Source organism: Paenibacillus sp. FSL P4-0127 (assembly GCF_038007325.1).
GTDB lineage: Bacteria > Bacillota > Bacilli > Paenibacillales > Paenibacillaceae > Fontibacillus > Fontibacillus macerans.
The window spans coordinates 4171586-4192850 of record NZ_JBBOWY010000001.1 but is presented as its reverse complement, the minus strand read 5'-3'; the positions used below and the strand labels follow the sequence as shown (position 1 = coordinate 4192850).

The 21265-nt window shown below is 48.9% G+C and carries 17 protein-coding genes; 5 read left to right on the top strand and 12 right to left on the bottom strand.

The window, feature by feature from the left end; translation table 11 throughout:
• Positions 1-308 precede the first annotated feature (308 nt).
• Both NYE74_RS18910 and NYE74_RS18905 read right to left on the bottom strand, forming a co-directional pair.
• Positions 309-2972: a glycosylhydrolase-like jelly roll fold domain-containing protein gene (locus tag NYE74_RS18910; RefSeq protein WP_328272136.1), complete on the bottom strand. Its 2664-nt coding sequence runs from the start codon at positions 2970-2972 to the stop codon at positions 309-311.
• 20 nt (positions 2973-2992) lie between these two features.
• On the bottom strand, positions 2993-4384 hold the full coding sequence (locus tag NYE74_RS18905) for a PTS transporter subunit EIIC (protein ID WP_328272137.1): 1392 nt from the start codon (positions 4382-4384) through the stop codon (positions 2993-2995).
• Positions 4385-4593: 209 nt separating this feature from the next.
• On the opposite strand from NYE74_RS18905, the gene NYE74_RS18900 reads away from it, so the two are divergent.
• Both NYE74_RS18900 and NYE74_RS18895 read left to right on the top strand, forming a co-directional pair.
• Positions 4594-5610 (top strand): AraC family transcriptional regulator, encoded by a 1017-nt coding sequence (locus tag NYE74_RS18900; protein ID WP_328272138.1) that lies wholly within the window; start codon positions 4594-4596, stop codon positions 5608-5610.
• Positions 5611-5679: 69 nt separating this feature from the next.
• Positions 5680-6870: a M14 family metallopeptidase gene (locus NYE74_RS18895; RefSeq protein WP_341005115.1), complete on the top strand. Its 1191-nt coding sequence runs from the start codon at positions 5680-5682 to the stop codon at positions 6868-6870.
• 69 nt (positions 6871-6939) lie between these two features.
• On the opposite strand, the gene NYE74_RS18890 is transcribed toward NYE74_RS18895, so the two are convergent.
• The 6 genes from NYE74_RS18890 to bioB all read right to left on the bottom strand — a co-directional run bounded on the left by NYE74_RS18890 (position 6940) and on the right by bioB (position 13630).
• Complete coding sequence (locus NYE74_RS18890) at positions 6940-7854, bottom strand: NAD(P)/FAD-dependent oxidoreductase (RefSeq protein WP_341005114.1); 915 nt, start codon at positions 7852-7854, stop codon at positions 6940-6942.
• A 225-nt stretch (positions 7855-8079) separates the two neighbouring features.
• Positions 8080-10017 (bottom strand): ABC transporter permease, encoded by a 1938-nt coding sequence (locus NYE74_RS18885; protein WP_328272141.1) that lies wholly within the window; start codon positions 10015-10017, stop codon positions 8080-8082.
• A complete protein-coding gene (locus tag NYE74_RS18880; RefSeq protein ID WP_036622794.1) occupies positions 10014-10769 on the bottom strand; it encodes an ABC transporter ATP-binding protein in 756 nt (251 codons plus the stop codon). Before NYE74_RS18880 ends, NYE74_RS18885 begins: the two co-directional genes overlap by 4 nt.
• Before the next feature lie 98 nt (positions 10770-10867).
• Positions 10868-11872: a sensor histidine kinase gene (locus NYE74_RS18875; RefSeq protein WP_341005113.1), complete on the bottom strand. Its 1005-nt coding sequence runs from the start codon at positions 11870-11872 to the stop codon at positions 10868-10870.
• The gene (locus NYE74_RS18870; protein ID WP_328272143.1) at positions 11869-12561 is read right to left on the bottom strand and encodes a response regulator transcription factor; all 693 of its coding nucleotides are present in this window, start codon (positions 12559-12561) and stop codon (positions 11869-11871) included. Before NYE74_RS18870 ends, NYE74_RS18875 begins: the two co-directional genes overlap by 4 nt.
• Before the next feature lie 79 nt (positions 12562-12640).
• Positions 12641-13630: a biotin synthase BioB gene (bioB, locus tag NYE74_RS18865; protein WP_341005319.1), complete on the bottom strand. Its 990-nt coding sequence runs from the start codon at positions 13628-13630 to the stop codon at positions 12641-12643.
• A gap of 302 nt (positions 13631-13932) precedes the next feature.
• Here bioB and NYE74_RS18860 point away from each other — a divergent pair, with 302 nt between their 5' ends.
• The 3 genes from NYE74_RS18860 to NYE74_RS18850 all read left to right on the top strand — a co-directional run bounded on the left by NYE74_RS18860 (position 13933) and on the right by NYE74_RS18850 (position 16742).
• Positions 13933-14838 carry a TetR/AcrR family transcriptional regulator gene (locus NYE74_RS18860; RefSeq protein WP_328272144.1) on the top strand — a complete coding sequence of 302 codons (906 nt, stop codon included), beginning with the start codon at positions 13933-13935 and terminating at the stop codon, positions 14836-14838.
• Positions 14825-15685 carry a YitT family protein gene (locus tag NYE74_RS18855; protein ID WP_341005112.1) on the top strand — a complete coding sequence of 287 codons (861 nt, stop codon included), beginning with the start codon at positions 14825-14827 and terminating at the stop codon, positions 15683-15685. The genes NYE74_RS18860 and NYE74_RS18855 overlap by 14 nt, the downstream gene beginning before the upstream one ends.
• A gap of 154 nt (positions 15686-15839) precedes the next feature.
• Positions 15840-16742, top strand: a complete 903-nt coding sequence (locus tag NYE74_RS18850; RefSeq protein ID WP_341005111.1) for an aldo/keto reductase — start codon at positions 15840-15842, stop codon at positions 16740-16742.
• 450 nt (positions 16743-17192) lie between these two features.
• Here NYE74_RS18850 and NYE74_RS18845 read toward each other — a convergent pair whose 3' ends face one another.
• The 4 genes from NYE74_RS18845 to NYE74_RS18830 form a co-directional block, all read right to left on the bottom strand.
• Positions 17193-18389, bottom strand: coding sequence for an IS4 family transposase (locus NYE74_RS18845; protein ID WP_240752336.1), 1197 nt, complete (start codon positions 18387-18389; stop codon positions 17193-17195).
• Between the two features lie 427 nt (positions 18390-18816).
• A complete protein-coding gene (locus NYE74_RS18840; RefSeq protein WP_341005110.1) occupies positions 18817-19779 on the bottom strand; it encodes a hypothetical protein in 963 nt (320 codons plus the stop codon).
• Positions 19743-20372, bottom strand: coding sequence for an RNA polymerase sigma factor (locus tag NYE74_RS18835; RefSeq protein WP_445323407.1), 630 nt, complete (start codon positions 20370-20372; stop codon positions 19743-19745). The genes NYE74_RS18840 and NYE74_RS18835 overlap by 37 nt, the downstream gene beginning before the upstream one ends.
• Before the next feature lie 182 nt (positions 20373-20554).
• On the bottom strand, positions 20555-21250 hold the full coding sequence (locus tag NYE74_RS18830; RefSeq protein WP_445323423.1) for a 2-phosphosulfolactate phosphatase: 696 nt from the start codon (positions 21248-21250) through the stop codon (positions 20555-20557).
• Positions 21251-21265: the final 15 nt, after the last annotated feature.

Sequence of the window (21265 nt, the reverse complement as noted above, 5' to 3'; positions counted from 1 at the left end):
GGAACGTTTGTTCACATCCGCTTATATTGAAAATAAAAAAACAGCGACCGGACTAGTCGCTGTTCTTGCAAAGTTACTCCTGGGCCTGGTCGTTTCCGATTCGCTCCAGACTTTCCTCATTCGCTCCAGACTTTCCTCATTGGAAGGAAGGGCCGTTACGTCGGGCTGCTCCGGCATAAAGCCGGTTCGCTGATGCGGGCTCGTATCTTCGTAAACGGTTTGCGGGTCCCCGTCAGTTTCGATCGGTAAGCGGTCGTCCGGCATGTTTCATTCCTCCTTTAAACATAAATTTCCCGCTTTCCCTTTGTTTAATGCGCCTTTTGTCTGCCTAACCTTACTTTTCCAAGCAGTCCGCTCGGTTGCAAAGCTCGATATTGAGATAAGAAGTCCTTATGCTTTGTACCCAAAGTATTCGTTACTTCAACCTTAAGAATATTTCTTCCTTGTTTGATATAATCGGTAATATCAAAATGATAAGGTTTAGCCATTTTTATTCCCACATGTTCATCGTTGATAAAAACCTCAGCTACCTCATAGACATCTCCCAAGTCCAAATCATAGTTATAGGAAGTTTCATATCCAAGGTCAAATTCAATCTCATATTGTATCGTACCGGAAAAATCAGAATATAATGTCGGCTTAGAAATATTCTGTAGTTTTTCTAGGGTAAAGTTTTCGGAAAACATAGGATATTCTTTTGCAGTAGCTAAGCTAACTCTCCATTCTCCTTTAATTTCCATTTCGTCGACTTTTTCTAAAATCTGTCGCTTTTGTGCATCTAATTTTTTATTAGAAACAATATAAATCTTTGATTCTTGAAGATCTAAATTTAACGAGATAAAGCTCTGTTGTTCATCACTTATAATATAGAGTTTATTATCCAGTGCATCATATTGATGGATATAGCCTGTTTGCTTGATCATGACGGTATTTTCAATTTTTACATCTGATGATTCATTAAAGAACATATACACTTCATCGTTACCATGACGGTATTGATAAAAACGTAATGATGGGGATTCCTGTTCAAGTGCAATATGATAAGCCCCTACTGAACGTATATGTTTGGCCAAATCATGTAATGAGACGATTTGGACATGATCCTTTTCTTCAAATAAGGCGATCGAATCTTGGATCGATCCTTCTTCACTAGCCCCCATTGGATATCCGTCAACAAAAATGATATTCGCACCTTCAGCAATCAGTTTTTCCACCTTATCAAAAAACACTTTCGGCCACTTTTCTGCATAAGGAATAATCAGGTTTTCAAACATTTCCTGGTTGATATAAATTTTATTCTCCTTAATTTCGGCTTTATCCAACATATCGATTGAAACGACATCAAAATCAATTTGATTACGCGTCAGTTCTTTGGCGGGTTTCTGGAACAGCATTGCTTCTCCGGACCATTCAGCCTCTGCGTGATAAAGGATCAAGGATGACGCTACATGTATCCCATCGCTCAACAGCTCTGAAACGCGATTTGTATAATTCATCAAATGATGCAAATGACGATGCTGCGGATTATTCCCATGCGCATAAAAATGCGGCGGACAGTCTGTATCCGGGTAAGGAGCCATGTCAAAGGCATGCGGGACAAAGTGATTGACGCCCCTTACAAGCATATGGTCCGTCATCCATTTCATTAAGTTTAAGCCTTCTGACCATCCATAGGCTCCATATAATTCACACATCGTTCTGCCCTTTTTCTTCTCATCCAAATGACCAAAGGAAGAGCCCAACTTTGCTAAACCGTAATGGAAAAACTCGCCATCCCAACCTGTTGAGGTAAAGCTCCTAAAATAGCCATTGTCCAGTCCAGGCAATAGCTGATGCAAAACGACATCGATCCCGGACATCGACTGACCGTCTATAGCACGGTGAAAATGGCCTGCGCCATATCCTAATCTTCCGTGGGCATTGTTATCTTCAATGATATGACCGATGTATTCCACACCGTGTTCACGACACCACTCGGCCAGTTTTCCCGAAAAGTTATCGGAGTATAATCGGGAGACAAGATCCATATAGACGTAACGTATTAAGCTTTGTTTCTCCGTGCCGGTTGCCATTAATAAAGGCAATAGTAATTTTGCCTGTTCCCCTAGTTTTTCTTCTAGTAAAATAAGCAGATCAGAACGCCAAGGAAGTACCATCTCCGCTTTACCGATCCGCGCATTTGGTCCCTTGACATTGCCAAACCTCGGTTCATCCGTAAAAAAACCTGCAATGGTTGTACCAAAGTATTCGGAAAAATGTTCAAAATGCGGCTGATATACGGTATCAATTAGAACTTGAGTAGCCGTTGGATCAATGGGATTAAGGTATCCCTCCGTGGAAGCTTCTCCACCATTGTATGTTTCTACTAAAGTGAAGATACGCCAATTTCCCTCCGGAATATCCCAATAAACGACGCCATTAACCATGTAATTTGAGATATCGACTAACGTGTTTGTATCGATGGTTTCATAATTGATTATCTTTGCAGCAATAACACCTACAATGTGTTCTCCTGATTTCTCTAACGCTTGTTGCGTCTGGGCCTCATCGGTTCCCACCGTCATGATCGCATTTCGATCTCCGCCGGCATGCCATTTCACAATTATACCAGCGTCTCTCTGCGGACCATGGTAATCCAATTGGTTAATTTTCAAGAACTTTTTTCTTAATTCCGGAAAATCTTTCATGATGGCTCCGTTCGCGAACCCCGTTGGAAAATGAGCATCATCAAACAGCCAAACTTTCATATTTTTTTTCTTAGCCGCTTCAAGGACAACTTTTAAATCCGCCCACCATTTTTCCCCTACAAAGTCAGGATGCGGGCGCGGCTCCACACATAACGCCCTGATGCCGCTCTCATAAATTTTATTCACGTACTCTTCGATGATTTTCGCAGATTCGCCATGCATCCACAGAAAAGGAAATATGCGGTTCCCCTCCTGCTTATTCAATAATTTCTCTATTTTGTTCATATTGCATCTTCCTAACGTATCTATTTATTATCGTTCTTCGACAAATTTTCTCTCCGTCTGCTGGTCAGGAATGCGATAACCAGAGGTACGAAAAACGCAACAGTTGAAGTAATTAAATAAGCGGTAAAGCTTGTATCCATTCCTTTAGGATTGATAAACAAAGGGGCCGCAAATATAGCATTTCCGCCAAAACCGAACATTTTTGCCCCCGTCGCCGCCGTGATGCCGCCCGCGATTCCCCCGCCGATAAAAGCGGCTATAAACGGTTTTTTATAAGGAATGGCAATACTATAAATAATCGGCTCTGTAATTCCCATCAGTCCAGTTATCCCTGTTGAAAGGCCTAATGAGCGTTTCTGCTTATCCTTTTGTCTTAAACCAAACCCAATCGCCGCACCAGCTAGCGCAAATACGGTTACATTCAAAATGGCATTGATCGGATCTTCCCCCATCGTGGCGATATTGTTCATTAAGATAGGGATAAATGCATAATGCAAACCGAAGATAACAACCAGTTGCCAAAAAGCTCCTAGAAGAACACCTGTAACGACTGGGCTTAACGCATAGATTGCTTGCGTACCCGCTGCGAGCATGTTACTAATATACGTCATAATGGGCCCGATAACCAAAAATGTAAGCGGAACGACAATCGTCAATACAATGAATGGAGTTGCAAATAATCTTACGGAAGCCGGCATTTTATTCTGAATTCTTTTTTCTAACCAGGCGGCAAATGCAACCGCAGCTATAATTGGAAATACAGAGTTGGCATAGCTTGTCAAAACTACTGGTATTTTCAGGAATGTCAGGTTTGTTCCTGCATTATATACGTTCACAATATTAGGATAGACAAGCGCTGCTCCGATGGTAGCGGCAACATATGGATTCGATTTAAATTTTTGAGCTGCCGATACACCGAGAATAATAGGCAGGAAATAAAAGAAACCATCCGCGAATGTATAAAGGATCTGATAGGTGCCGCTCTCGGCAGTAAGGATATGGAAAGATGTTAGCGCCGCAAGTACTCCTTTCATAATCCCGACTGCAGTCAGAACACCCATAACAGGAAAGATAATTCCCGAAATCAGTTTAAAGAAACGATTAAATATTCCGCCTTTCCCCTGTTCTTTTTGTTCACCTTCATCCGTACCTTCTTCATTTCCATGAATACCGAGTTCTTCCGTTACTTTTTCATATGCTTTCGCCACTTGAGGTCCAATAATAACTTGATATTGACCGCCGGAAACGGCGGTGCCCAACACACCCGGGACCTGTTTTATATTTTCTGAATTGGCCAAGTTGTCATCTTTCAAAACAAAACGCAGACGAGTCATACAATGGGTTACGCTTCTTACATTTTCTTTCCCGCCTAATTGGGCAACCACTTCTTTTGCCAAGGATTTAAAATCCATCTCTCCCACTCCCTACTTGTCGTTATTTAACCAATAACAATTTTTCAACGTTTATTGGTATACAAATTACCAATTTAAGGCGTTGTTATACTAGGCCTGAGTATAGTGGAACGGCTTACACCCTGAATTGTAAACGCTTTTTATTTGTTGTACAATTACGACAAGTGACTTATAAATGTACCAAACTTAACTTTTAATTGAGGTGACACATGTTAAGAAGTGACTTAACAAAGCTTTTGTTCACGCTGACGAATAGTGAAAAGAGACATAAAGAAGAACCCGACTATCAGAATTCTTTTTACGATCAATTTGAGAAAGTAAAACTCGATGGTAAAGACATATATGTATTTAAATTTTCTGAACAGAAGAAAAACAACGAGCGTCCATATTCATTCAATCCGAAGCTCGCCATCGTTAAACACTCGAGATACTCTAAGATTCCTATGCATATACACAATTACATTGAAATGAACTACATTTACGCAGGCTCCTGCACAGCAATTATTCGGGATAAAGCGATTTCTTTAAAAAACGGGGATGTTTGTATTATGGACACAAATGTTCCGCACACCATAAAAGACGTGGAAGAACACGACATTATCATTAATTTTTTGATGGAAAAAAGTTATTTTACAGCTTCAATCTTGAGTCAGTTATCCAGCAACAGCATCATCTCTGATTTTATTCGCGATGCCATATCGAAGGACCGCGAACATAACCGGTATATTTTATTTCACTGCCAAGAGAGCGATAAACTGGCTTATTTAGTAGAGAACCTACTGTGTGAATACTATGATCCAAGCTTTTCCGCTAAGGATATTATCAATGCGTACATGATACTCATCTTCGCAGAACTACTCCGTTATTATCAAACCGAAAATAATACAAGGTCGAATTCATCGAATAAAACTTACATTTTAGAGATTTTACAATATATTGAAGAAAATTATCAGAGGTGCACATTGAATTCAACGGCTGACAAGTTCGCTTTTCATCCTAATTATTTGAGTCGTGTGATCAAAAAGGATACAGGCAAAAGTTTTAAACAGCTTCTTCAAGAACAAAAATTAAACCAAGCTTGTTTTTTACTGGAAAATACGAGCAAGACTTTAGAAGAAATCTTGAATGCTGTAGGTTACCAAAATCATGGGTTTTTCAATAAAATTTTTATAGAACGATACGGGGTATCACCAAAAGAATATCGAAAAATGAACCAATTGGAATAGTTGAGCAGACATGGAGCCCATGCCTCCCCCATATGCTGATAGGGAGGGTACGTCTAGGAGGGATGGCTTTTGAAAATTCAAGTTCGCGCCGGGGATACGCTGTGGTATTACAGCCAGCTGTTTAACCTGCCGCTGCAGTTGATCGTGGATTCCAACGCCGGAGTGGACGCCGCGAATCTTGCCGTGGGCCAGGAAGTGAATATTCCGGGGTTTCTGGTTAGCGAATATCAAATCAAACCCGGCGACTCGCTATGGAAGCTGGCCAGAGACCGGGGGATTTCGCTGGATATGCTGATCCTGCTGAACCCGTCGGTCAATCCGAACCGGTTGGAGATCGGGCAGAGAGTGCAGCTGCCGCTGCGGGTCACCTGGTTTGTGGTGGACGTCAGAAAACCGTACGATTATGCCGCGCTTCGCTCCGATCTGAACCGGCTTATGGATCTGTATCCGTTTCTCGGATACCGCAATATCGGCCATTCCGTGATGGGCAAACCGCTCCCCGAGCTGCGCGTCGGCCAAGGCAACAAACGCGTCCATGCCAACGGGGCCTTCCATGCCAACGAATGGATCACGACGCCTGTCCTGATCAAGTTTCTGAATCATTATTCGCTCGCATTAACCAACAATACCGGGATCAGAGGGCTGCAAATGTGGCCTTACTATGAGGCGGCGACCTTGTCCGTCGTCCCCATGGTTAATCCCGACGGCGTGGATTTGGTCATAAACGGCTTGCCGGAGCAGGAGCCATACCGCAGCAATGTGCTGTCCTACAACAACGGAAGCACCGATTTCCAGGGGTGGAAAGCGAACATACGCGGCGTGGACCTCAACGACCAGTTCCCCGCGCTGTGGGAACGTGAAGTCGCCAGAAATCCGCAGGAGCGCGGACCGCGGGATTATGGGGGAACCGCCCCGCTCACCGAGCCGGAAGCGATCGCCATGGCCGAGTTAACAAGGGAAAGCGATTTTGCCCGTGTGCTGGCTTTTCACACCCAGGGCGAGGTCATTTATTGGGGGTTCGAGAATCTGGAACCGCCCTATGCCGAAACGATCGTAAACGAGTTTGCCCGCGTCAGCGGATACGAACCGGTACGGTATGTCGAAAGCTATGCCGGCTACAAAGACTGGTTCATCCAGGACTGGAGAAGGCCGGGGTTTACGGTGGAGCTCGGCAGCGGGGTCAATCCCCTGCCGTTGGCGCAATATGACCAAATTTACGAAGAAAGCCTGGGAATCCTGTTGGCCAGCTTGTATATGTAAAGCGTTTGAAGCGAGTCCTTGGAGGGATTCGTCAAGCAGAAAAAAAGGACGCCTGCTGGCGTCCTCAGTTTATCCCCTACGATTCCAGGCTTCTTCCTGGAGCTCGTTATTGATGGCCATACCGGCCAAAGCTCCGGCCGCGGCGGCTGCAATCACCTGATACTTGGCGGAAGCCGCATCGCCGGCGCCGAAGATCCCCGGTACGTTCGTTTTGCCGAGATCGTCGACGATCATCGCCCCGCTTTCCGTTATGCCGCAGTCCAGCATTTGCGGCAAGCTTGATCCCGGGACCAGCTTGGGCGCAAAAAAGATTCCGGTGCAAGGAACGGCCGTGCCATCCTTCAATACAACCTGGCGGACCATGCCTTCCTGAGAATCGATGTGTTCAACCGGCAGATCGAAGACGGGAACCTGGTGGCGCTCAAGATCCTCGCGGTGCCCCTCCGTCCATTGCCCCTGCCCATGGGTGCACACTGTAAATTGCGTAGTCCAGCCCGAGATCATTTTAGCCATGTGCAACACCTGATCTCTCGGAACGATCACGACGAGCGGCCGGTCCCGCAATTCCCAACCGTCGCAATAAGGGCATACAAACGCGCTTTTCCCGTACACCTCGGCCAAGCCCGGGATGTCCAGCGGAGCATCCTTCATTCCTGAGGCAAAAAGCAGCTTTTTCGCTTGGAACGTCTCCCCCTGTGCGGTAGTAATTTGAAAACGTCCATCCTCTCCCGCTGCCGTCACTGCGGTATCTTCCACAAAGCGAACCGTAGGATAGGCTTGGATCTGTTCTTTGGCGATGCGACGGAATTCGGCCGGTTTGATGCCGTCGCGGGTCAAAAACCCGTGGGACTCGCCCGTCACCCGGTTGCGCGGACGGCCTTCGTCAATCACAACTACGTTTTTTCTCGCTCTGCCCAAAACCAAAGCCGCGTTTAAGCCGGCCGGACCGCCTCCGATAATGCCTACATCCAGCAAAGTTGTCATGACGATCTTCCTCCTAAATGAAATGAGTATTACAGACTCAATATATCTATAATATCCGCGAATGGAATGTTCGTCAACTGGCTAAACCTAGCATTAGGGTTATGTCTTTATGCAAAAGTTATTCATACGGCAAAAAATCCCGGAGGCGCCATATAAGCATCGCGGGATTTAATTTGCCGATTATCGGATCTATGGCGTTGCCCCTGACGGACCGAAGTTTAGGTGTTACAGCGATTCTTTAATAACCCGTTTATAGAACATAACGGACAGGAGTCCAAAGACGGAATACAAACCCGTGTACAGCAGCATCACCAGGACCATCGGCGTCCACAGCTCGGTGCCAAAGAGAAACCAGCCGGATTTCACGGCAAAATAACTGTGCGACAAGCCTACGGCCAGCGGAATGCCGAAGCTGAACAACTGCTTGATTTGAACGCCGCGGAGCAAATTGCCTTGCGTGAACCCGATTTTTCGCAAGATCGTATAATTCGGCCGCTCCTCTTCCCCTTCGCCCATTTGCTTGAAATACAAAATGCAGCCCGAAGTGATCAGGAAAGTCAATCCCAGAAAGGCGACGATGAACATGATCAGCCCCATGTTGCCCTTTTGATTCGTAATGAGCTCAGGCTGCGACATATTGCCGGAACGACTTTCTAAGCCCATGCCTTTATACAGTTCGTCGGCCTGATCCATTTGTTCAGGGTTAACGATATCGATGCCGTAATATACGGAGGTTCCCTTTTGGATATCCGGGTTCACGTCCTTCGCCATTCGTTCAAACACCGCTTGATCCACAACGGCCGTAGGCACCCCGCCCGAAAAAGGAATGGAGACGACCGCCATTTTATCCATTCCGATCAGCGATAATTTGATCTCGTCCGTTTGTCCCTTAAGCGTCAGTTCTCCTGTCGGCCGGATCGCCATAAACTGCGTCATCGCATCGTTTAACCCCATAAACAACGCCTCCCTCAGGGCGACGTCCACGCCGTCCACCGATTTCTCGCTGACGACCGGAAGCGTCATGATTCCGTTGCCGCCGTCTTGCGTGCTGACGCCGATAACTTGGGCGACGTCAGCGTCCACCATAAGAACGGCGCGTTTGGTTTCCCTGTACTCGATGTTCGCCTGCCGAAGCGCCTGCCCAAACGCCGCTACATCCGCGGGCTCCATCATCGAAAAGTGGTTCGGTACGCTTTGCTCGGCCGATTTTTCCGCGGAATAATACGAGATATAACTGAGCGACAGAAGTCCGATCGCCAGCGCCGATACGGTCGTGATGATCGTCAGCAGCAAGGCGTTGGATTTCATCCGGAACATAATCGAAGAAAGCGACAGCACCTCGTTCAGCGACAAATAACCGCCCTTCGCTTTCCGCACCAGGTTAAAAATAGCGCTGACCGACCCTTTATAGAACAAATATGTCCCTAAAATAACGGAGCCCAAGATCAGCACCATCGCCAGAAACAGCTCGTTCATAGCGGTGAAAGCGCCGCTGAACAAGCGGGTCGAGACCTTGTATCCGAAAAGGATGAACCCGATGCCGAGCAAGCCGATAAACAGCTCGGAGACGCGCATTTTCCGGTACGTATTTTCTGTCGAAGACACGACCCGGAAGAGCGAAAGGATACTCTGCCGCTTGATGAACGTATAGTTCATGAGCATGATCAGCAAATAAACGGCCGCGAAGACGATCACGGTTTGCAGCAGCGCCTGCGGCGAAAAGCTGAGCTTGGCCTGCTCGTCCACGCCGATGATTCTGAACAAGATCATAAGGAGCAGCCTGGAGCAGGAAAAACCAAAGAAGATGCCGACCAGCATGGAACCGAAATACAGGATCAGGTTCTCGCTGCTTAAAATCCGGAAGATTTTTCCCTTCGTTAACCCGATTAATTGAAACAATCCGATTTCCCGGCTGCGGCGCTTGATGAAAATCGTGTTGGCGTACAGCAAAAATATCGCCACGATGACAACGAGCAGAACCGACGCGGCGGCCAATCCGGCCGCCCCCTTCACGGAACCCTTGATTTCATCAAGCGCCGGATCGTATTGCAGGGTCACAAACGCGAAATACAAAGCGACGCTGAAAATAAGCGCAAAGACGTACAGGTAATAGTTTTTGATGTTTTTTTTCAAATTGCGGTATATCAACTGGTTTAAGCTCATCCCTGGACACCGCCCAATACACCTTGCGCTTTAATGATGTCGTTAAAAAACGCCTGCCTGGATTCTTCTCCCTTGACCAGCTGCGAGTAAATCTGACCGTCCTTGATAAAGACGACCCGGCTGCAGTAGCTGGCCGCCACCGGATCGTGGGTGACCATAATGATCGTAGCTTCGATTTTCCGGTTGAGTTCGCTGAGCTTGCCCAGCAAATCGGAGGCCGACTTCGAATCGAGCGCACCGGTCGGCTCATCGGCAAAAATGATGCTGGGATCATGGATAAACGCCCGTGCCGCGCTTGTCCGCTGCTTTTGTCCCCCGGAGATTTCGTTCGGGTATTTGTCCTTTAACTCGTAAATGCCCAGCTCAGAGGCAATCGTCCGGAATTTATGATCCGCGTCTTTCCGGGACACTTTTTTGATCGACAAAGGCAGCAGCACATTTTCTTTGACCGTCAGCGTATCCAGCAAATTGTACTCCTGAAAAATAAACCCCAAATGAGACTTTCGGAACTCGGCCAGCTCCTTTTCCTTCATGCCGGTAAATTCCTTGCCTTCGATTTTGATGCTGCCGAGGCTGACCTTGTCGATGGACGAGAGCACGTTCAGCAAAGTCGTTTTACCGGAGCCGGACGCCCCCATAATGCTGACGAATTCGCCTTTTTCCACGCTGAGGTCGATCCCCTTCAGCACCTCCTGTTTATTGAATTTGTTGCCATAGCTTTTATGAATTTTGCTGGCTTCCAGTATCGCCACTTTCCATCACTCCTTTGGTTCTGCCTCTATCTTAACCAGTCGCCCCCGCCCTGTCCTGCGGTTAGCCGAACAAAACACAAAGGCATGTGACAATGTTGTCACATGCCCAGCGTGCTTACAAAATCGTTGCTTTGCGGAAAATACAGCGTAAAAACGCTCCCCTCGCCCGGCCTCGATTCGGCTTCAATGCGTATGGACAGCGAATCCGCGACCTTTTTCGCCAAATATAGTCCCATTCCCGTAGCCGCATTGTCCAGATGCGCCGCCGTTGATGTAAAGCCCTTTTCGAAGATGCGCGGCACATCCTTCGGATCGATCCCCCGGCCGAAATCCCGAATACGCAGCCAGGTCCGGCCTTCCAGCGCCCCGCTTTCAACGATGATATCGGAAGCCTGGCTGTATTTTACGGCATTGCTCAACAGCTGCCGAAGGATGAAGCCGAGCCACTTGCCGTCCGTCAGCACTTCTTTGGCCGTTAGCGACACATCAAAACCGATGCCTTTTTGCAGGCACCAGGCTTGCAAATCCTTGATCTCTTTGTGCACGATCGGCTCCAGCGCCGTCCGCTCAACATACCGGTCATTTTCGATAAAAGCGATCCGCTTCTGATGCAACTGGCGATCCAGCAGCAGATGAATGCGCAGCCACTCGTACCTCAGCTGCGACTTCAGCGTTCCTTCCTCCAGCCGATCGATCATAAGCTGCATGGCGGTGAGCGGCGTTTTGACTTCATGAATCCAGGACATCAGCTCGTCCTTTTCCTCTTCCAGCCGGGCCACATGCGCCGAAGCTTCCTTCCGGTACTTGTCCGTCTGTTCGCTGAGCATGTCCATCGCAATCGTTTCAAACGGGCTGTCGGGACGGGCGATCGCGGACAGGTCGTACGTATCGTCCCAGGCCGCAAGGGTCTGGTAAAACCTCGTTTCTTTCGAGTAGCGCATAAAGAGAAAAACGGCAAACACAAGCAGCGACAAAAAGACGATATAAAGGATCGGCAGAAATGGAATCTCGCTGTCGATGAAAGCGACAAACAGCAGCAGCAGCTGCAAACCGGCAATCAGCAAAATCCAACTTAGCCGTTCTCGCAGAAATTTCCGGATCATTGGGGCGCCGCCTCTTCCGTGGCTATATACCCTTGTCCCACCTTGGTTTCGATATAAGCGCCCAGCCCGATTTCTTCCAGCTTCTTGCGCAGCCGGTTCACGTTGACCGTCAAGGTGTTGTCGCTGACGAAATGCTCGTTGTCCCACAAGCTCCTGATCAGCTCTTCCCGGCTGACGATCCGGTTTTTGCGTTCAATCAGCATTTTTAAAATCAGCATTTCGTTTTTCGTCAGTTCGATTGTCCCCTGCCCGTTCCGGATCGTATTCCGCACGTACTCCACCGCGGCCCCGCGCCATGTCCGCAGCTCCATCCGGTCCGTATTGTAGTCGTACACGCGCCGCAGCGTCGCCTGGATTTTGGCGATCAGCACCTCGAAATGAAACGGCTTCTGGATAAAATCGTCCGCCCCCAGCTGCATGGACATCACCATATCGGTCGGATGATCGCGCGAGGACAGAAAAATGATCGGTACGTTGGAATGAGCCCGAATCATCCGGCACCAGTGGAACCCGTCATATTTCGGCAACTGAATGTCGATGACGACCAGATCGGGACGAATCGCCGTAAACTCCCGCAGCACGTCTCCGAAGTCCCCAACCCCATGCACCCCGTAGGACCACTGCTCCAGCCGTTCTTTGATTTCCTGAAAAAGAGACCGGTCGTCTTCGATCAGCATAATGTTAAACAAGCTTATCACCACGTTTGTTGGTTTCGTTTTCCATATTCAGTTTAATGGAAAACGGGCAGCCGCGCCATCCTCCAAAGCGCTAAATCGCAGTGAGTTCAATCTCAAAGCCCAGATCCTCAATCATGCGGTGGTCCTGGCGAACGTCCTGCCCTGCGGTCGTCAAGTAGTCGCCGACGAACAGCGAATTGGCCGCGTACAGGGACAATGGCTGAAGCGAGCGGAGGCTCGTTTCGCGGCCGCCGGCCACGCGGATTTCTTTGGACGGACAAATGAAGCGGAACAGGGCCAGCGTTTTCAGCGCCTTAAGAGCCGGCGTCCGCCCGGCGTGCTCCAGCGGCGTTCCCGGGATGGCGTTCAGAAAATTGACCGGGATCGAATCAGCATCCAGTTCGCGCAGCGCAAACGCCATCTCCACGATTTCCCGGTCCGTCTCCCCCATCCCGACGATTACGCCGGAGCAAGGCGACAAACCGCTAGCTTTGGCGGTTTCCACCGTTTCGACGCGCTGGTCATAGGTGTGCGTGCTCGTGATGGAAGGATAATTCGCCTTGCTCGTATTCAAGTTATGGTTATAGCGGTGAACCCCCGCTTCCGACAGCCGCCGGGCCTGATCCGCTTTCAGCAGGCCGAGGCAGGCGCATATTTTGAGCGGCATCGTCTCCCGGATTTCTTTCACCGCCTCCGCGACCTGCTCCAGCTCCTTGTCCGTCGGCCCTCTGCCGGACGCCACGATGCAGTAGGTTCCGGCTTTGCGCCGCATCGCTTCGCGCGCGCCGGCGAGCAGGGTCTCTTTATCCAACAACGCGTATTTGGCCACCGGGGCCGCCGAGACGAGCGATTGCGAGCAGTAGCCGCAGTCCTCCGGGCAAAGTCCGCTTTTGGCGTTAATGATCATGTTCAGCTTCACTTTTTTGCCGAAATAATGTTTTCGGACTTGAAAAGCCGCTTCCATCAGGGGGAGCAGCTCATCATCCTCCGCCTGAAGCACATTCAGCCCCTCTTCCATCGTGAGGCAATTTCCTTGGAGCGCCTTTGCAAAGTAAATATCCCACGGCCCAACCGTTTTCATCAAGTGATCCCGTCCCTTCAAAATGGAGTATTACCGCATAATTGTCAACCTAAAATTACTACACAGGTTAACAATATGTCCAGTAAATTTTAACAAAGGAACCCGGGTTCGCAAAAAACTCTCTACGCCCTCAAAACTATACGCTATGTCTATTTTAATTCAATATCAAACACGGCATGTCAATTTTTATTGATAATCACGACTTTAAATTGTACATGAAGTTCATTTTAAATTTTAGAGGTTTGGTTAACCCCATTAATGATGATATAATAAATACATTAAAACATCTAAGGAGCGTTTCCATGAGGGACCGCAAGCATTTAATAATGGACACGGCGCTTGAACTGTTCAAGGAGCATGGAATTCCCCATACTTCCATTCAGATGATTCTCGAAACCTCGCAAGTCGCAAAGGGCACATTTTACAAATATTTTAACTCGAAAAGCGATGTAATCGTGGCTATACTCGAGCAAAGCCATCAGGATGACATGGTGATCCGCAGGGAGCTGGAAGCCGGCGAATACCCTTCCGAGCTGGCGCTGCTGGCCGACCAATTGGCCGTCCCGATGTCTTTGCCGGAGAAAAGGCCCATTCTCGAAATGTTATGGTCGGAGTATCATAGCGGAGAGCTTGAAATATCGGCGCTGATCGGCAAACAAATAAAATGGCTGTCCTCCAGACTGGTTGATATATACGGGGCCGAGATCAAGCCGTATTCCTTTGACGCGGCCATGCTGTATTTTGGAATGGTCCAGCAAGTTTCGCTAACGTGGGAAAGCTTGTTTCGGACAAGTCCCGAATGGCATGAAGTCATTCCCAAACTGCTGCGTTACATCGAGGCGATCATCAAAGTCATGCTGGATTCCCGGGAAAACATCTTTGCGATGGACCCGCTCCTTCAACTTGACCAAAAAGGAAGCGGGGTGCATATAGAAAAAAGTTTTGTCCTGGAACTAATCGATGCATTAAAACAAAAGGCTGCGGCGGAAAATACGCCCGTCAGTTCCATCGAACTGATCGACGGGCTGCACGGCTTGATCGCGCAGAAAGTCATCAATTGCACATTAATCCTGATTGCGCTTAAAGCGTTGAAAGAAGCTTTTGAACGTACGGGGCTGGAATTGGAAGCCCGGCGGCTTTTTTTTATCGCAAAAATTTATTTGGAACAATCCCAACAACGTAAGGAGCAAACTTATGAAAAAAAATAAAACATTTGAATGGGTTCGCAGGGTGATCATGATCATCATCGGGGCAGTGATTACCGGATACGGCCTGGAAGCCGTGCTGATCCCCAACGATGTCATTGACGGCGGCGTTACCGGCTTAAGCATCATGGGCTCCGACCTGTTCGGCATTTCCCTCGGCATTTTGCTGTTTGTTTTAAATATTCCGTTCGTATACCTCGGTTACAAGCAGGTCGGAAAAACGTTCGCGATTATGAGCAGTATCGGCATCGTGGCGTTGTCGGTTTCCACCGTGCTGATGCATCACATCAAACCGATATTGGGACCTAAAGATCCTTTGCTTGTCGTCTTGGCTGGGGGGCTGCTGATCGGCGTCGGAATCGGGATCGTGCTCCGCAGCGGAGGCGCCATGGATGGATCGGAAGTGCTCGCCGTACTGCTCTCCCGCAAAATCCCGTTCTCCGTCGGCGACATTATCCTGGTCATCAACGCGTTTATTTTTACGGGCGCGGGCTTTATTTACGGCTTGGAAAACGCCCTCTACTCGGCATTAACCTATTACATCGCCAAAAATGTCATCGATATCATTCAAGTTGGTTTGGAGAAATCAAAGTCCGTCAAGGTGATCAGCAGCAAATCGGAAGAGCTCGGGGAAGCGATTCAATCCCGTCTCGGCCGAAGCGTTACCTTCACCCCGGGCCGGGGCGGGTACTCGAAGGAGGAAACCCAAATCCTGAACTGCGTCATTAACCGCATGGAAGAAACCAAGCTTCTCTCCATCATCAAAGACATCGATCACAGCGCATTTGTCGTCGTATCCGACGTATCCGAAGTGCGCGGAGGCAACTTCAAAAAACGCGATATCCACTAGCCTACGTTGCTTGATGTTTGACCAACGATCTTTCGGACCGTTGGTTTTCTTCTTTCCGCCGCATATTTGCGCCGAAAAAGGTTTGAAATGATTTGAAATGATATGATAGACGAAGATTATATTTTACATATGCAGATATAAGGAGATGAATCATATGAAAATGAATCGTTTAGGCGCATCCGATTTGCTCGTCGGCGAAATCGGAATGGGTTGCATGACTTTGGGGACGGACGAAGCGAAAGCCGTCTCGCTGATTCATGAGGCGCTGGATCTCGGCGTCAACTTCCTGGACACCGCCGATTTATACGATAGCGGGCGCAACGAAGAGATCGTCGGCAAGGCGATTCGGGGACGGCGGGATCGGGTCGTGTTGGCCACAAAAGCAGGCAACCGGAGAATTCCCGGTCAGGACGGCTGGGTGTGGGACCCTTCCAAAACCTATATCCTCTCGGCCGTCAAAGAAAGCTTGCGCAGGCTCGGCACGGATTATATCGATTTGTATCAGCTTCACGGAGGAACCATGGAAGACCCGATCGATGAGACGATCGAAGCGTTCGAGCAGTTAAAGCACGAAGGCGTCATTCGGGAGTATGGCATTTCCTCGATTCGCCCCAACGTGATCCGGGAATACGCCGCCCGCTCTTCCATCGTCAGCGTCATGAATCAATACAGCATCGTGGACCGGCGGGCTGAAGAAACCGTGCTTCCTTTGCTCCAGGAAAAAGGAATCAGCGCCATTGCCCGCGGCCCGCTGGCCAGCGGCGCGCTCGCCGCCGGAAGAGAGCCCGCCAAAGGCGTTCTCGATTATGAGCTGGAAGAGCTGATCTCGCTGCGCCGACAGCTCCGGGAGCTGGAGACCGAGGGGCGCAGCCTGACGCAGCTGGCCATCCGGTATTCCCTTGCCCACCCGGCGGTGGCCGTTGTGATTCCCGGGGCCAGCTCCAGGGAGCAGCTGCTCCAAAATATCGCAGCCGCCAACGTTCCGGCTTTGTCCGCCGAGGAAGTCCAGCTGATCCGCCAGGCGAGCAAAGCGAACGTGTATGCGCAGCACCGGTAACGGCTAGCGTTGCACGGGACATAACGCGCGCCGAGAAAGGCGCGCGTTATCGTGCCGCAAGACGGGTTAAATGATTAAGTTAATCCTCATGCAAGGCACGGCGATGATAGGTTGAGTTGAGTTAGTTAGTTTGGCTAGGGTGGGTTGAGCTAGTTGGTTGGGCTGGGGTGGATTGAGTTAGTTGGTTGAGTTAGTTGGTTGGGTCGAGTTGAGTTAAGTTGGAGACGGGAGCAGCCTTATTTTCTGGCCGGGAAACTCCAGCCAAAAAATAAGTACATAAAATGCACTAGCGTTGCAAGAACACTAACATCAATTTTCAGCAAAACCCACATTTGGATTATTGAAACTATAAATGGATTTTTTTACAGTCATTTTTTAAGCTTAAGACCAAAAAGTCAAGGTTACCTAATGCGTAGGTCGCGATGTCCCATTAAATGTATATAATGGATATTATTTCTTGAACTTGCTTGGCTTAATTATCCCAACCATTGTGCGCACCGATAACGCTTTGGGACCTGACCCCGGACGTCTCCCCGGACTACTTCGACTGGGTTTCCGATCCAGTTCGGTTCGAAAGGATCGCCATGAACGGTACAAATACTCGCGGAGAATCCGGAGCACTTGCCAGTTTGTTTTTGCCGTTTGGGTGCTGTGCCGGATGTGCTCCACGAGCAAGGCAGTAATTAAAGCCAAGAATAACTGGTTCCAAATAGCCTGTGGTTTATGACTGTGCAGCTTCTTCAATCGCAAATGTTGCTTCAGCCATTTAAAATACAACTCGATGAGCCAGCGATTTTTGTAGATCTGCGCGATTTCTTCAGCGGTCTTATCCCATACCGATGTAAAAATACGATAAGTCCGTTCCTGCTCGTCATAAAACTCCACCAAACGAACGGAATGTTCCATGGATCGGAAGGAACTGCCCACGCAAACCTTGGCGTCCCGCGTGATGTTCGAGCCTTCCGGAACAGGATACTCCTCAATGACGGTGGCAAGCGCGCGATCTCGCATACGGATCACAAACTGGATGTTGTCCTGGACCCATTGATCCATCCGGGCATAATCATCATAACCGCGATCCATCACATAAATCGCATCCGAGGGGACGACCAGTTCAACGGCCCCCGCACGATCCCCTACATTGAGCGAACTGGGGATCATGGCATCAGGAAATAGCTTGTCGGGAGCTGTAACAACGAGGCGCAGATGCATCTTGACGCCGCTACTCTTATTTGACATCTTGGCCCAACTTCCAAGTTGAAGCGGCAGTCGAATGCTGGAAGAATCAATGATGTGCAATTTCCCGCTCTGGCCCTGGTGGCAAGCACGTTGCTGTGTTTGTGATGCCAGATGCTGAAACATCCACTCCAACAGCTCCGTTGGGATCTGATCGAGTTTTCGGGATAATTGCGAGCCGCTGATACTCTCCAACTGTAGAAGCTGCTGAAGTTTCGGCTCAGCACGAAGTGCAATTTCCATTTCACCGTAAGATGACCATTGTTTCAACTGAGCATTGATGAAGAGCATGATCGCTTTCATCGTGGTAAGTTTCTTGGTGTAATGGTCGAAGAGTAAACGTTGATGCACATCGATGGGCAGTAAGGAAATCAGTTGACGAATGACCGTTTTAGCTTTAACGTTATCCATGGATGGTCTCCTTTTGTAGAGAGTTATGGACAACGTACCTACCTCTTTACAATAGGAGATTTTTTATGCTTTTTCCATGAAAAATGATCATAATTACCCATATTTAACTAATATTTGATTATTCGCGTTAGGTTTTATGCAACGCTAGTGCATAAAATGGCGTTATTCCAGCGATACCGGTCAATTTGAGAGATATAGCGGTAATTTATGTCGCTATTTGCTTGAACCATATTGGGTTTCCCGTGTTCTGGGCCATTTATAGGAAAATAAGAACAAAAAATGGCGCTAATGAGCGGGAACATGCCTGGCCCCGGATAATAAGTACATAAAGTGCCGCTATTTCGGGGGCCGACGGTTCGTCGCCGTTCCAAGCAGCCGGTTTTATCAAATCGACCTCGTACCAACCAACGCCCCCATTTGAATTTTTTCAAAGCCCGCCCCGGAATAATTCCCCGGCCAACTTCACGAGCTGTTCCTTGGTTAGAGCGTGCCCGCCGAAAGTGGATAAGAGATAGTAAGCATCCTGCTGTTCGTTATACCACGTAAGGTAATGATAGCTTCTATTCTCTTTTTTCACATCGTTATAAACAAGGTTCCTGCCTTCCACCGAAATCAGCTCAGCCTTGTCTTCCTGCTCCTGGGTAAGCTTGCCGCCGCGAAGCATTACGGCGCTGACTACAATATGAGCGGTATCCAGCGTATATCTCCCCTGCACGGCACCGGCCTCCGTCCATGGAATCACTTTTGCGGCAAAGCGAGTCCCGCTTGAGGTTTCGACTTTAGCTTTCAGCTCCTTCAGTGTTTGCGCATACACCTCAGAGTTCTTTATTTCAGCAACAGTAGGAATATGCGCACCCACCCCACCGTATTCAAAAGGATATCCCGCTACCGTTTCGGGCAGCAGCGGAGTCCCCGTTCTTTTCATTTCCGCCAAAAAAGCAGCGTAGTCGGTGATCCGGCGCTCCTTGTAAGCAAACTGCAGCTGTTCCTTGGCGCTTGGGTCATCTGCAGCCTTGTCGCTTTTCACATAATAAGCGATCAATTCGCCCGGTTTGGCGAGTTTCAGCGCTTTATGCTCAAATTTGTCATAGGAACCCTGCTCCCTTGTAAGATCCGGCGCGGCATATTGTACTTTAATCTCTCCTGCGGCATTCCGGATTTGAATCCATTCGGAAGCGGCATAAGCCGTTAGGGAGATAAACAGCAGCGTTAACGCGGACGTAAAAGCCCCGGTACGGCTAAACCAGCGGCTGCGGTTGTTCGGCGCTTTCCCTTCGGACTCGCGAATGCGGCGCATCACCCGCTCCGTGACCTCAATTTCCGGCAAATTTTTCGCGGGCACAGCCTCTTGAATTATATTTTCGTACTCATTACCGACTCCGTATTGCATTCCATCTCCTCCTTATGCTCTATGCAGGCCTTCATTTTGTTCATCGTCTTCTTCATCCGCTTGTTCAAGGCATTGGGGCTAACCTGCAGGATCTCGCTCATCTCCTGATAGCTAAGCTGTTCAAAAACCCGCAGCACCAGCATATTCCGCTCTTCCAGCGACAACTTCATAAGCGCCGCTTGCAAGGTTTCACTGTACAAGCTCTCCTCCATCTTCTGTTCCGGGCTCCCGGCGGCAGTCTCCGGTTTGAAAATACGCATGATCCGGCTCTGCAGCCGGCGTCTGCGCAATAGATTCAGACAATGGTTGCAAGCGATTCTGTATAACCAAGACGAGAAGCTGGCCGCAGGCTTGTACCGCCCTATGGACTGATACGCCTTGAACAAAACATCCTGTACGGCATCCTCGGCGTCTTGCCGGTTGCCGAGCAGACGGCAGCAGTAGCGAAAAATCGGCTGCTGAAACGCCTGAACGATCAGCGCAAACTCTTCCCGTTCCCCTTGCTGAATCCGCTGGACGATGTCTTCAATTTGCCCGGGCTCCCGTAAGCTTTCCGGCGGTTTAGGTTCCTGTAACGTTTTTCTCACCTCCATGGCTTTCTATGTTTATAACACATGAAGCAAACCAAAAGTGCCTTCGATCAAAAAAGATTTCGCGGCAATTGGGCATAATAGCCCTGTTTAACCAAAAAACCGGAATAACAAACGGATGCAAAAAGCTAAAGAGAATAACGATGAACCAGACCTCCCGAAAAAATCGTTATTCTCCTTCTTATTCAAACTATCACTTTTTCCACGAAAGGAATGCGGTTTAAGCGGTTCACCGCCATCACGAAATCCGAGCGCAACTCCGCGCTGCAAAATTCCATGTCTTCAGGCAAAAATTCCGGCTTGCCGGGATCGTAAAATTTTTGGGCTGCTTCGGAGCCAAGTATCCTTAGCCTGGTTTCCTCCGCCGAAGGAGTGAAGGTGCCTTGAAGAATGCCGGAAATGTACTCCGCGCAGGCCAGGTCATCGTCCCCCGTGGGATGCGAGGCGATAATGTTGATCGTGATGGAGGGGTTGGACTTAAGCCATCTTGCTTTGATAAACTCCGCTGTCGTCCGGGCGTTCGAAAACCCCGTTACCAAAACATGCTCGGCGTTTAGAGCGTTTAGCGTCGCCTTCACGCCATTGGTCGTTCTCTGGACCAGAAACTTCCCCCGAAGATCCGCCCGCCGTATTCGCGCCGGGGAGTTGTCAAGATCAAAGCCGCCGATGAGCAGCCCTTTTTCCTCTCCCGCCAGAAGACATCCCTCTTTTTCCTTTTTCAAGCAAAAAGCTTCCTCCGGCGTTGCCGCGAGAAAGATGCCTTTAATGCCATGAATGAACGCCTGATGAGCGACCGTAAATGCCCGTATGACGTCAATCACCACGTTGATATCCGAAGCTGCGGGCATCTTGCCGCCCCCCTGCATAATCTCGATATCCAACATGTTCCTCCCTTC

What these genes read in the sequence shown, in the direction of transcription:
- NYE74_RS18910 (WP_328272136.1), bottom strand. Translation starts at nt 2,972, where the DNA reads ATGAACAAAATAGAGAAATTATTGAATAAGCAGGAGGGGAACCGCATA.
- bioB (WP_341005319.1), bottom strand. Translation starts at nt 13,630, where the DNA reads ATGAAAACGGTTGGGCCGTGGGATATTTACTTTGCAAAGGCGCTCCAA.
- NYE74_RS18900 (WP_328272138.1), top strand. Translation starts at nt 4,594, where the DNA reads ATGTTAAGAAGTGACTTAACAAAGCTTTTGTTCACGCTGACGAATAGT.
- NYE74_RS18905 (WP_328272137.1), bottom strand. Translation starts at nt 4,384, where the DNA reads ATGGATTTTAAATCCTTGGCAAAAGAAGTGGTTGCCCAATTAGGCGGG.
- NYE74_RS18885 (WP_328272141.1), bottom strand. Translation starts at nt 10,017, where the DNA reads ATGAGCTTAAACCAGTTGATATACCGCAATTTGAAAAAAAACATCAAA.
- NYE74_RS18835 (WP_445323407.1), bottom strand. Translation starts at nt 20,372, where the DNA reads ATGGAGGTGAGAAAAACGTTACAGGAACCTAAACCGCCGGAAAGCTTA.
- NYE74_RS18850 (WP_341005111.1), top strand. Translation starts at nt 15,840, where the DNA reads ATGAAAATGAATCGTTTAGGCGCATCCGATTTGCTCGTCGGCGAAATC.
- NYE74_RS18845 (WP_240752336.1), bottom strand. Translation starts at nt 18,389, where the DNA reads ATGGATAACGTTAAAGCTAAAACGGTCATTCGTCAACTGATTTCCTTA.
- NYE74_RS18855 (WP_341005112.1), top strand. Translation starts at nt 14,825, where the DNA reads ATGAAAAAAAATAAAACATTTGAATGGGTTCGCAGGGTGATCATGATC.
- NYE74_RS18890 (WP_341005114.1), bottom strand. Translation starts at nt 7,854, where the DNA reads ATGACAACTTTGCTGGATGTAGGCATTATCGGAGGCGGTCCGGCCGGC.
- NYE74_RS18875 (WP_341005113.1), bottom strand. Translation starts at nt 11,872, where the DNA reads ATGATCCGGAAATTTCTGCGAGAACGGCTAAGTTGGATTTTGCTGATT.
- NYE74_RS18860 (WP_328272144.1), top strand. Translation starts at nt 13,933, where the DNA reads ATGAGGGACCGCAAGCATTTAATAATGGACACGGCGCTTGAACTGTTC.
- NYE74_RS18840 (WP_341005110.1), bottom strand. Translation starts at nt 19,779, where the DNA reads ATGCAATACGGAGTCGGTAATGAGTACGAAAATATAATTCAAGAGGCT.